7 protein-coding genes are annotated in these 10,928 nt (G+C 63.7%); 1 reads left to right on the top strand and 6 read right to left on the bottom strand.

Annotated elements, in window-relative coordinates; genetic code table 11:
• Positions 1-94: 94 nt before the first annotated feature.
• The 4 genes from lpdA to AB3X43_RS05760 form a co-directional block, all read right to left on the bottom strand.
• A complete protein-coding gene (gene lpdA / locus AB3X43_RS05775; RefSeq protein ID WP_369428916.1) occupies positions 95-1,522 on the bottom strand; it encodes a dihydrolipoyl dehydrogenase in 1,428 nt (475 codons plus the stop codon).
• 107 nt (positions 1,523-1,629) lie between these two features.
• Positions 1,630-2,865, bottom strand: coding sequence for a 2-oxoglutarate dehydrogenase complex dihydrolipoyllysine-residue succinyltransferase (gene odhB / locus AB3X43_RS05770; protein WP_369428915.1), 1,236 nt, complete (start codon positions 2,863-2,865; stop codon positions 1,630-1,632).
• A gap of 21 nt (positions 2,866-2,886) precedes the next feature.
• Complete coding sequence (locus AB3X43_RS05765) at positions 2,887-5,742, bottom strand: 2-oxoglutarate dehydrogenase E1 component (RefSeq protein ID WP_369428914.1); 2,856 nt, start codon at positions 5,740-5,742, stop codon at positions 2,887-2,889.
• A 415-nt stretch (positions 5,743-6,157) separates the two neighbouring features.
• On the bottom strand, positions 6,158-7,321 hold the full coding sequence (locus tag AB3X43_RS05760; protein WP_369428913.1) for a TIGR03790 family protein: 1,164 nt from the start codon (positions 7,319-7,321) through the stop codon (positions 6,158-6,160).
• 10 nt (positions 7,322-7,331) lie between these two features.
• Between AB3X43_RS05760 and AB3X43_RS05755 the strand changes: the two genes are divergently transcribed.
• Complete coding sequence (locus tag AB3X43_RS05755) at positions 7,332-8,108, top strand: IclR family transcriptional regulator (RefSeq protein ID WP_369428912.1); 777 nt, start codon at positions 7,332-7,334, stop codon at positions 8,106-8,108.
• Between the two features lie 20 nt (positions 8,109-8,128).
• Here AB3X43_RS05755 and pbpG read toward each other — a convergent pair whose 3' ends face one another.
• Complete coding sequence (pbpG, locus tag AB3X43_RS05750) at positions 8,129-9,091, bottom strand: D-alanyl-D-alanine endopeptidase (protein ID WP_473965066.1); 963 nt, start codon at positions 9,089-9,091, stop codon at positions 8,129-8,131.
• A gap of 197 nt (positions 9,092-9,288) precedes the next feature.
• Positions 9,289-10,830: a 2-isopropylmalate synthase gene (locus AB3X43_RS05745; RefSeq protein ID WP_369428910.1), complete on the bottom strand. Its 1,542-nt coding sequence runs from the start codon at positions 10,828-10,830 to the stop codon at positions 9,289-9,291.
• Between the last annotated feature and the right edge of the window lie 98 nt (positions 10,831-10,928).

Genomic DNA, 10,928 nt, shown 5'->3' with positions numbered 1-10,928 from the left:
TAGATCTCGGTGACAGTGGGCATGGTGGGCAACGGAAAAGGGGCGACTTGCGCCGCCCCTGTGGTCAGAGTGTGCAGGACGGTCCCTGCGAACCTCAGAAGTTCAGGGAGCGCTTGTCCACGGCCAGTGCCGCTTCCTTGGTGGACTCCGACAGCGACGGGTGCGCGTGGCAGATGCGGGCGATGTCTTCGGCGGACGCCTTGAACTCCATCGCGACGACCGCTTCGGCGATCAGCTCCGACGCCATCGGCCCGACGATGTGGACGCCCAGGATCTCGTCGGTCTTGGCGTCGGCCAGGAACTTGACGAAACCGGTGGTGTCGCCCAGCGCACGCGCCCGGCCATTGGCCAGGAACGGGAACTGACCCGCCTTGTACTCGACGCCGTCCGCCTTGAGCTGCTGCTCGGTGCGGCCGACCCAGGCGATTTCTGGGCTGGTGTAGATCACCCAGGGGATGGTCGCGAAGTTCACATGGCCGTGCTGACCGGCGATGCGCTCGGCAACCGCCACGCCTTCTTCCTCGGCCTTGTGCGCCAGCATCGGGCCACGCACCACGTCACCGACCGCCCACACGCCGGGCAGGTTCGTCTTGCAGTCGCCGTCCACGACCACCAGGCCGCGCTCGTCGAGCTGCAGGCCGACGGCTTCCGGGTTCAGGCCGATGGTGTTGGCGACCCGGCCGATCGAGACGATCAGCTTGTCCACCACCAGCGTCTGCTCCGCACCCTTGGCATCGGCGAAGGACACGACCACGCCCTCGCCCGACGCGTCGACCTTGGAGATCTTCACGCCGAACTCGAACTTCAGACCCTGCTTCTTGAACGCCTTGAGCGCTTCCTTGGCCACGCCTTCGTCGGCAGCACCCAGGAAACCGGGCATCGCTTCGAGGATGGTGACTTCCGCACCCAGACGACGCCAGACCGAGCCCATTTCCAGGCCGATCACGCCCGAGCCGATCACGCCCAGCTTGGCCGGGACGGCACCGATGCGCAGCGCGCCGTCGTTGGACAGGATCTTGTCTTCATCGAACGCCGCACCCGGCAGCGCGCGGGCGTTGGAGCCGGTCGCGACGATGACGTTCTTCGCGGTCAGCACCTCGTTGGCGGCGCCAGCGACGTTGATTTCATAGCCGCCCTCGACCGCCTTGGCGAACGAGCCACGGCCATGGAAGAAGCTGACCTTGTTCTTCTTCAGCAGGAACAGGATGCCGTCGTTGTTCTGCTTCACGACGGTGTTCTTGCGGCCAACCATCCTGGCCACGTCCATCTTCAGGTTGTCCAGGCTGATGCCATGGTCGTTGAAGTGGTGGGCGGCGTGGTCGAAGTGCTCCGACGACTGCAGCAGCGCCTTGGACGGGATGCAGCCGACATTGGTGCAGGTGCCGCCGGGGGCCGGGCCGCCCTTGTCGTTCTTCCACTCGTCGATGCAGGCGACCTGGAAGCCCAGTTGCGCTGCACGGATCGCGGCGATGTAGCCACCAGGGCCGCCGCCGATCACGACGACGTCAAATTGCTTGGACATGAGAATGCTCTTTCGGGTCTTGTCAGTCTTGCCGACGTGCGGTCTCGGATGGGGCGACGCCCCCGAAGGGGCGCCGCCACATCACGTCAGATCACGAGGATCGTCGGTCAGATGTCGAACAGCAGGCGGGCCGGGTCTTCCAGCGCTTCCTTCATGGTCACCAGGCCCAGGACGGCTTCGCGGCCGTCGATGATGCGGTGGTCATAGGACATCGCCAGGTAGTTGATCGGACGCACCACGACCTGGCCGTTTTCCACCACCGCACGGTCCTTGGTCGCGTGCACGCCCAGGATGGCCGACTGCGGCGGGTTGATGATCGGGGTCGACAGCATGGAGCCGAAGGTGCCGCCGTTCGAGATCGAGAACGTGCCGCCGGTCAGATCGTCCATCGAGATCTTGCCTTCCTTGGCCTTCTTGCCAAATTCGGCGATCTTCTTCTCGATGTCGGCGAAGCTCATCTGGTCGGCGTTGCGCAGGATCGGCACCACCAGGCCACGGGGCGAACCGACTGCGATGCCGATGTCGAAGTAGCCGTGGTAGACGATGTCGTTGCCGTCGACCGAGGCGTTCAGCACCGGGAACTTCTTCAGTGCAGCCACGGCCGCCTTGACGAAGAAGCTCATGAAGCCGAGCTTGATGCCGTGTTCCTTCTCGAACTTGTCCTGGAAACGCTTGCGCATGTCCATCAGCGGCGCCATGTTCACTTCATTGAACGTGGTCAGGATGGCGTTCTGCGATTGCGACTGCAGCAGGCGCTCGGCGACGCGGGCACGCAGGCGGCTCATCGGCACGCGCTGTTCGGCGCGGTCACCCAGGCTCACCGGGGCAGCAGGCGCGGCCACGGCGGCCAGCGGCTTGGCGGCCACCGGGGCCGGCGCAGCCTTGGCACCAGCGGCGACAGCGCCGAGCACATCGCCCTTGGTGACACGGCCGTCCTTGCCAGAACCGGCAACGTCGCCAACGGTCAAGCCGTTGTCGGCCAGCAGCTTGGCGGCGGCCGGCATGGCCACATCACCCTTGTTGGCAGCAGCGGCCGGAGCGGCCGCAGCGGGGGCGGCGACTGCCGAGGCGGCAGGAGCAGCTGCAGCGGCGGCAGCCTTGCCTTCGGTGTCGATGCGGGCGATCACCTGGTCGCTGGCGACGGTACCGCCGTCACCCACGACCAGCTCGGCCAGCACGCCGGCGGCCGGCGCCGGCACTTCGAGCACGACCTTGTCGGTCTCGATCTCGATGAGGATTTCATCGATCGCGATGGTATCGCCGGGCTTCTTCTTCCATTGCAGCATGGTCGCTTCCGCAACCGACTCGGACAACTGGGGGACTTTGACTTCAACAATAGCCATGATGGTAGGAACCTGTTTGGATTACTTGGTCAGCACGAAGCCCTTGAGCTTGCCGAATGCTTGGTCGAGCAGCGTCTTCTGCTGCTCCTGGTGCAGGTGGGCGTAACCGACCGCCGGTGACGCCGAGGCCGGACGACCGGCATAGCCGAGCTTCTGGCCATCCTGCATGTTCTCGTGGATGTAGTGCTGCACGAAGAACCAGGCACCCTGGTTCTGCGGCTCGTCCTGGCACCACACGAGGTCGGTCACGTTCGGGTACTTCTTCAGCTCGTTGGCGAACGCCTTGTGCGGGAAGGGATAGAGCTGCTCGACGCGGAGGATGGCCACGTCGCCCGACTTCTTCTCTTCGCGCTTCTTGACCAGGTCGTAGTAGACCTTGCCCGAACAGGCGATCACACGCTTGACCTTGTCGGCGTTGATGTCGGCCTTCTGCTCCGCGATGACGGTGCGGAATTCACCCTTGGTGAACTCGCTCACCGGCGAAGTTGCGTCCTTGTTGCGCAGCAGCGACTTCGGCGTGAAGAGGATCAGCGGCTTGCGCAGCGAGCGCACCATCTGGCGACGCAGCACATGGAAGATCTGGCTGGCTGTGGTCGGCTGCACGATCTGCATGTTGGTGTCGGCGGCCAGCTGCATGAAGCGCTCCAGGCGCGCCGACGAGTGCTCCGGACCCTGGCCTTCGTAGCCGTGCGGCAGCATCAGCGTCAGGCCGTTGACACGCCCCCACTTCACCTCACCCGAAGCGATGAACTGGTCGATCACCACCTGCGCGCCATTGGCAAAGTCGCCGAACTGCGCTTCCCAGATGGTCAACGTGTTCGGCTCGGCCGCCGCATAGCCGTATTCGAAGCCCAGCACCGCCTCTTCCGACAGGATCGAGTCGATGACGGTGAACGTGGCCTGGTTGTCGGCGACGTGCTGCGCCGGGATGTAGGTGCCTTCGTCCCACTTCTCGCGCTTCTGGTCATGGACCACGGCGTGGCGGTGCGTGAAGGTGCCACGGCCGCAGTCTTCGCCGGACAGACGCACCGGGTAACCGGCGGCCACCAGCGAAGCGAAGGCCATGTGCTCGCCCATGCCCCAGTCGACGTTGACCTCGCCACGGCCCATCGCAGCGCGATCGTCGTAGACCTTCTTGACCAGCGGGTGCGGATTGACGCTGGCAGGAATCGTGGTCAGACGCTCGGCCAGGCGCTTCCACTCGGTCAGCGGAATCGCGGTGTCAGCGGCATCGGTCCACTTCTTGCCGAGGAAGGGCGCCCAGTCGACGGCGTACTTGCTCTTGAAGTTGCTGATCACCGGGTCGATGGTGTGGCGGCCCTGGTCCATCGCGGCGCGGAACGCCTTGACCATGTCGTCACCCAGCGTCTCGCCCATGCCTTGGGCGGAGAGCTTGTCGGCGTACAGACGGCGGGTGCCGGGATGCGCACTGATCTTCTTGTACATCAGCGGCTGGGTCAGCGCCGGGGTGTCCTGCTCGTTGTGGCCCAGCTTGCGGAAGCAGATGATGTCCAGCACGACGTCCTTGTGGAAGGTCATGCGGTAGTCGAGCGCGAGCTGGGTGGCCAGCACGACCGCTTCCGGATCGTCGCCGTTGACGTGCAGCACCGGTGCCTCGACCATCTTGACGATGTCGGTGCAGTACAGGGTCGAGCGCAGGTCACGCGGGTCGGACGTGGTGAAGCCGATCTGGTTGTTGATGATGATGTGGACCGTGCCGCCGGTGGAGTAGCCCCGCGTGGCCGACAGCATCAGCGTTTCCTGGTTCACGCCCTGACCGCCGAAGGCCGAGTCACCATGCACCAGCACCGGCAGCACCTGGGCACCGGTCTTGTCCTCGCGGCGGTCCTGGCGGGCGCGCACCGAGCCTTCGACCACCGGGTTGACGATTTCCAGATGCGAAGGGTTGAACGCCAGGCTGAGGTGGACGGCGCCGCCCGGGGTCGAGATGTCGGAGCTGAAGCCCTGGTGGTACTTCACGTCGCCGGACGGCAGGTCTTCCGGCGCCGTGTGGTCGAACTCGGCGAACAGATCCTTGGGCATCTTGCCGAGCGTGTTGACCAGCACGTTCAGGCGGCCACGGTGGGCCATGCCGATGACCATTTCCTGCACGCCCTTCTCGCCGGCACGCTGGACCAGTTCGTCCATCGAAGCGATGAAGCTCTCGCCGCCTTCCAGCGAGAAACGCTTCTGGCCAACGTACTTGGTGTGCAGAAACCGCTCCAGGCCCTCGGCGGCGGTCAGGCGGTCGAGGATGTGCTGTTTCTTCTCGGCGGAGAACGACGGCTTGCTGCGAACCGACTCCAGGCGCTCCTGCCACCACCGCTTCTCGGTCGGCTCGGTGATGTGCATGATCTCCGCGCCAAGCGTGCCGCAGTAGGTCTCGCGCAGCGCCTGCACGATCTCGCGCAGCGTCATGCTGTCGGACTTCGTGAAGTACGTGTTCGTGGCCGAGAACGTGATGTCCATGTCGGCCTCGGTCAGGTCGTAGAACGCCGTCTCGAGTTCGGGGATCCTGGGGCGCTCGGTGCGCTTGAGCGGGTCGAGGTCGGCCCAGCGCGAACCCAGCGAGCGGTAGGCGGCGATCAGGGACTGGACGTGGACCTGCTTGCGGGCAATGGCCAGGTCGGTTTCGCTGGCCTTGTGGGCAAAGGCGTTGGCCTTGGCACGCTGTGCGAACGACTCGATGACGGGCGCGTGGGCCACGTCGCGGCTGTCGGAGCCGTTGGTCGCGGGAACATGCTGGAGCGCGTCGAAGTAGTCGCGCCAGTTGTCGGGCACAGAACCCGGATTGTCGAGGTACGCCTCGTACATTTCCTCGACATAAGGGGCATTGCCACCGAAGAGGTACGAGTTCGTCCTGTATTGCTGCATCATATTTCGCTCACCTTGCGCCCTGGTATCCGGGGCTCCGATGGGTTGGACAACCTTCCGCGACACGGCTAAACCGATTGGCGGATCGCGACCCGCCTTAGCTGTTGCCAGGAAAGGGGACGGGAAGGACCTATAAAGTCAGGCCAGCGACTTTAGCACCTGCAGCGAGGTGCCTGGGATGCCGTTTTGGCGCGCACCGCAACCGATTGTGGTCAAAATGACGCACGGTCACCGATGACGGATGCTCCAAGGTGCAGCAGATGCTGCGGGGGTCGTGTGGCACGACAGTCTCCTTCGTTCTTCTCTTGCGTCCAGTTTGTTGCGGAACAGGCCATCGCCTGCGGTGGAGGCCTCAGGAATTCCGCGCTGTGCTGGTCTCACTTGTCATCTGGCAGTTATCCACTCGCGCACTGACCACTCACTGACGGGCAAATGGTGCGGCCAGCGGCTCTCCCACAAACACACCCTGCTGCGGCCACGCCACGCTCTTCCAGTAGGCTTCCAGCGCGGTGCTGCCCTGCAGGTAATGCAGCAGCAGAATCTGCGGATGGGGGAACTTCTGAAGATGGTTGCACGGTTCGCTGACAGTTCCATAACTGGCCGTCACGCCGGCATCCAGCCAATCGAGCACTGTGCTCTGTCCGCTGGTGCGGTCGAGTTGCCCGCCAAACGAGGTCAGGTGATCCGCCAATGCCCCTGGCACCCAGTCGATCGCACCCGCACCCACAAACTGCCCCACCCCTGTCTGCACGAGCACCACCCGGGAGGTATCGCGTGGCAGATCGCCACTGTCCAGATGGTTTTCCAGCCCGATGCGGCGCTGCAGACCCGCGGGCGGAAACAGTGCGGAGCGCACGCTGCGCGTGGCATCGGCCGTCGTCATGAAATACGCCTGGACCGGGACCGCCCCCACCAGACCCAGTGTGTGGTCGGACGCCACACCGCGGTCGATGAGGCCCCGCGCGCGCTCCACATCGGAAGACGCCAGCAGCATCGACGGACGCAGACCGAGATCCTTGAACGGTACGGAAGATGCCGAATTGAAATACGGTGAAGGTGTGCGGCGCCCACAGAGCTGGTCGCACGCTTGCGCGTCGAAACCCAGCGTCACAGCGGAGGTGATCGATTGGCACTCGACCGCATAGGGCTGCGTCCAGGCCAGCGCCAGGGCCTGAACACCCTCATCGAAATGCTCGTCGATACGGCGACGCAGGCGCTCCAGATCAGCGACTGCGAGACGGGGCTGCACAGGCAGGTCAATGCGCAGGACATGGCTGTCAGGGATGTGGCGGACACGCCGGTAATAGTCACCGACTTCGACCGAGTACGGATCCGCTGTGTTGATGACCAGCCCGAGATCGCCGGCATGCAGGCGCCCGATGACACGGGGAACACGCGCCATCGGGCGCGGTCGCACCAATGGTGCCGTCGATGCGGCGATGCCGGAGGCCGCCGGCGATCCGGCATCCGCGGGCTGGGCAAATGCCAGCCCGGCGCCCGCCATCAACAAGCCACAGACAACAAAACCAAGGGACTCCCGTACCCAGTGTTTCGCCATGCAAAAATAGGCATTGATTTTCAAACGAGTCACCATGACAAAAAAGGACAGTTCCAGTCAGACACCGGCCATTCAGGTGATGGACCGCATGTTCACTCTGCTGAATGTGCTGGCGGCGCACCAAGATCCTGTCTCGCTGAAACTGATCAGCGAGCAGACCGGCCTGCACCCTTCGACCGCACACCGGATCTTGAACGATCTGGCCATCGGTCGCTTTGTCGATCGCCCTGAAGCAGGCAGTTATCGCCTCGGAATGCGACTTCTTGAACTGGGCAACCTGGTCAAGGCTCGGCTGGACGTACGAGACGCAGCCTTGGGACCGATGCGCGAGCTGCACAAGCTGACCCACCAGCCCGTCAACCTCTCTGTGCGCCAAGGCGACGAAATCGTCTACATCGAGCGCACCTATTCGGAGCGTTCAGGCATGCAGGTCGTGCGCGCAGTCGGCGGCCGCGCGCCCTTGCATCTGACATCGGTCGGCAAGCTGTTTCTCGCACACGACGACCCGCAGCGGGTACGCAGTTACGCCACGCGCACGGGACTGGCCGGACACACCCGCAACAGCATCACCGACCTGCCGCTGCTGGAACGCGAACTCGCACGGGTGCGGCAGACCGATCTGGCCCGGGACAACGAAGAGCTGGAACTCGGTGTGCGGTGCATGGCCGCCGGCATCCATGACGATCAGGGCCGCCTGATCGCTGGACTGTCGATCTCGGCGCCCGCTGACCGGCTGGAAGAAAGCTGGTGCGACAAGCTGCTGGACACCGCCGCCGCGATCTCCACGGCACTCGGACACCGCCAGCCCTGACTGCGTCAGGGGTTGGCCACTCAGGAAACCGACGCAGCGGGGTGAACCGGGTGACTCGGCACATGCTGCACGGGTCGTACCGTGTCGGATGACTCCAGCCAGCGGCGCACCCGCTCGGCGTCGCCCAGGCGAGAATATTTACCGGCGGAATCCAGGAACACCATGATGAGATGGCGTCCCGAAAGCCGCGCCTGCATCACCAGGCAACGCCCCGCCTCGACGATGTAACCCGTCTTCTGGAGACCGATCTCCCAGGTCGGATTGGTGACAAGCTTGTTGGTGTTGTGGAACTGGACCGTGCGGTGGCCGAGCGCCACCTCCAGCTCTGGCGAAGTCGACAGTTGTCGCAGGAGCGGGAAGTTGTAGGCCGTCTTCACCAGTCGCGCCAGATCCGATGCGCTGGACTGGTTGTCGCTCGACAGGCCAGTCGGCTCCACATAGCGGGTACTGGACATGCCGAGAGAGGCCGCCTTGCGGTTCATCGCCGCAACGAATGCGGACAGTCCACCGGGATAATGGCGCCCTAGCGCATGCGCCGCACGATTTTCGGACGACATCAGCGCCAGATGCAGCAAGTCACCCCGACTGAGTTCGGAACCGACCCCAAGTCTGGAGCGGCTGCCCTTCTCGGTGTCGATGTCTTCTTCCGTGATCTGAAGAATCTCGTCCATCGGCGCCTTGGACTCCACGACCACGATGGCAGTCATGAGCTTGGTCAGCGAAGCGATCGGCAATACCGCCTGGGAGTTCTTGCTGAACAGCACCTCGGAGGTGTCTTGGTCCACCACCAATGCGACACTGGATTTCAGATCCAGCGGATCGCGCGTGGCATGCAGACCGCCAGCCTCGCCGAAGGACAACCGCAGCGGCTCGGTGGCCTCCACCGGTCGAGCGGCACGGTGCGCAACCTTGCGAACCTTGCCTGCGTGCGCCTTGATCCTGGTGGCATGCGGTGCAGCGTCGACTGCACCAGACACCAGCATCAACACCCCGAGCACCAAAGACGCCCACTTCGATGAAGTCCACGTCAGATTCAATCTGATTTGATTCACAAAATACCTTTGGATACCGCACGACAGCAAGACACTGATTTCAGTCTAGATTAAGGAAACCGTTTTTCACAAGGCCTGCAAGCCTTGATGATTTTCAGTTTTGTCCCCCTGTTCGTGCGATCCCTGTGTCAACCCTGCGCAGCGACCCGTTCAGCTTTGCTGTGCAACTTGTTCAATGCGGCCAGATAGGCCTTGGCCGACGCGACCACGATGTCCGGATCCGAGCCGACACCATTGACAACGCGCCCGCCATGTTGGAGCCGAACCGTGACTTCGCCTTGAGACTCCGTGCTGCCAGACGTGATGGCATTCACGGAATACAACAAAAGCTCCGCCCCGGAACCCAGCTTCGACTCGATGGCCTTGAGGGTTGCATCCACCGGGCCATTGCCATCGGACTCGGCGTGGTGCTCGGTCTGCCCCGCGGAAAAAGCCACCTTCGCGTGCGGTCGTTCGCCCATTTCGGACTGCTGCGAAAGCGCCAGAAGCCGGTAGTGCTCCACATCGGCGCTGACGCTTTCGTCGCTGACCAGCGCCAGGATGTCCTCGTCGAAGATCTCGCTCTTGCGGTCGGCCAGGTCCTTGAACTTCATGAACGCGGTGTTGACCTCGGCTTCGGATTCCAGCGAGATGCCGAGATCCTGCAGGCGCTGCTTGAAGGCATTCCGGCCCGAGAGCTTGCCCAGCACGATCTTGTTGGCAGCCCAGCCCACGTCCTCGGCACGCATGATCTCGTAGGTGTCGCGCGCCTTGAGCACGCCGTCCTGGTGGATGCCGGACGCATGTGCAAAAGCATTGGCACCGACAACCGCCTTGTTGGGCTGCACGACAAACCCGGTGGTCTGCGCGACCATGCGCGAAGCCGGCACGATCTGCGTGGCGTCGACGCGCAGCGCCAGATCGAAGTAGTCACGGCGGGTTTTCACCGCCATCACGACCTCTTCCAGCGAGCAGTTGCCAGCCCGTTCGCCCAGCCCGTTGATGGTGCATTCGACCTGGCGTGCACCACCGATCTTCACCCCCGCCAGAGAGTTCGCCACCGCCATCCCCAGGTCGTTGTGGCAGTGCACGGACCAGATCGCCTTGTCCGAGTTGGGCACACGTTCGCGCAGCGTGCGGATGAAATTGCCGTACAACTCTGGAATCGCATAGCCCACGGTGTCAGGAATGTTCAGCGTGGTCGCACCTTCGTCGATCACGGCTTCGAGCACCCGGCACAGGAAGTCCATGTCCGAGCGGTAGCCATCTTCCGGCGAAAATTCGATGTCACCGCACAGATTGCGCGCGAAGCGCACCGACAGGCGGGCCTGCTGGAGCACCTCCTCGGGCGTCATGCGCAGCTTCTTCTCCATGTGGAGCGCGCTGGTGGCGATGAAGGTGTGGATGCGCGCCGAGTTCGCACCGCGCAAGGCTTCCGCTGCACGGGAAATGTCGCGGTCGTTGGCACGGGCCAGCGAGCAGACGGTCGAGTCCTTGATGACTCCGGCAATCGCCTTGACGGCCTCGAAGTCACCGTTGGAGGAGGCGGCGAAACCGGCCTCGATCACATCGACCTTCAGCCGTTCCAGCTGGCGGGCAATGCGCAGCTTCTCGTCGCGCGTCATGGACGCTCCAGGCGATTGCTCGCCATCGCGCAAGGTGGTGTCGAAAATGATCAGTTTGTCGGTCATGGTGGCTTGCTCCTCAATGCGTCAGGGCGCAGAAGTCGATGTCAGGAAGTCGTTTGCGCTGCAACCGTCGCGGCGGCAACCGGGGAGGACCGGAAACC

The organism is Sphaerotilus sp. (assembly GCF_041083715.1).
Classification (GTDB): Bacteria; Pseudomonadota; Gammaproteobacteria; order Burkholderiales; family Burkholderiaceae_C; genus Sphaerotilus.
Note: the sequence above shows the minus strand (reverse complement) of the source record. Positions and strands in the feature narration are given on the sequence as shown.

What these genes read in the sequence shown, in the direction of transcription:
- lpdA (WP_369428916.1), bottom strand. Translation starts at nt 1,522, where the DNA reads ATGTCCAAGCAATTTGACGTCGTCGTGATCGGCGGCGGCCCTGGTGGC.
- AB3X43_RS05745 (WP_369428910.1), bottom strand. Translation starts at nt 10,830, where the DNA reads ATGACCGACAAACTGATCATTTTCGACACCACCTTGCGCGATGGCGAG.
- odhB (WP_369428915.1), bottom strand. Translation starts at nt 2,865, where the DNA reads ATGGCTATTGTTGAAGTCAAAGTCCCCCAGTTGTCCGAGTCGGTTGCG.
- AB3X43_RS05755 (WP_369428912.1), top strand. Translation starts at nt 7,332, where the DNA reads ATGACAAAAAAGGACAGTTCCAGTCAGACACCGGCCATTCAGGTGATG.
- AB3X43_RS05765 (WP_369428914.1), bottom strand. Translation starts at nt 5,742, where the DNA reads ATGATGCAGCAATACAGGACGAACTCGTACCTCTTCGGTGGCAATGCC.
- pbpG (WP_473965066.1), bottom strand. Translation starts at nt 9,091, where the DNA reads ATGCTGGTGTCTGGTGCAGTCGACGCTGCACCGCATGCCACCAGGATC.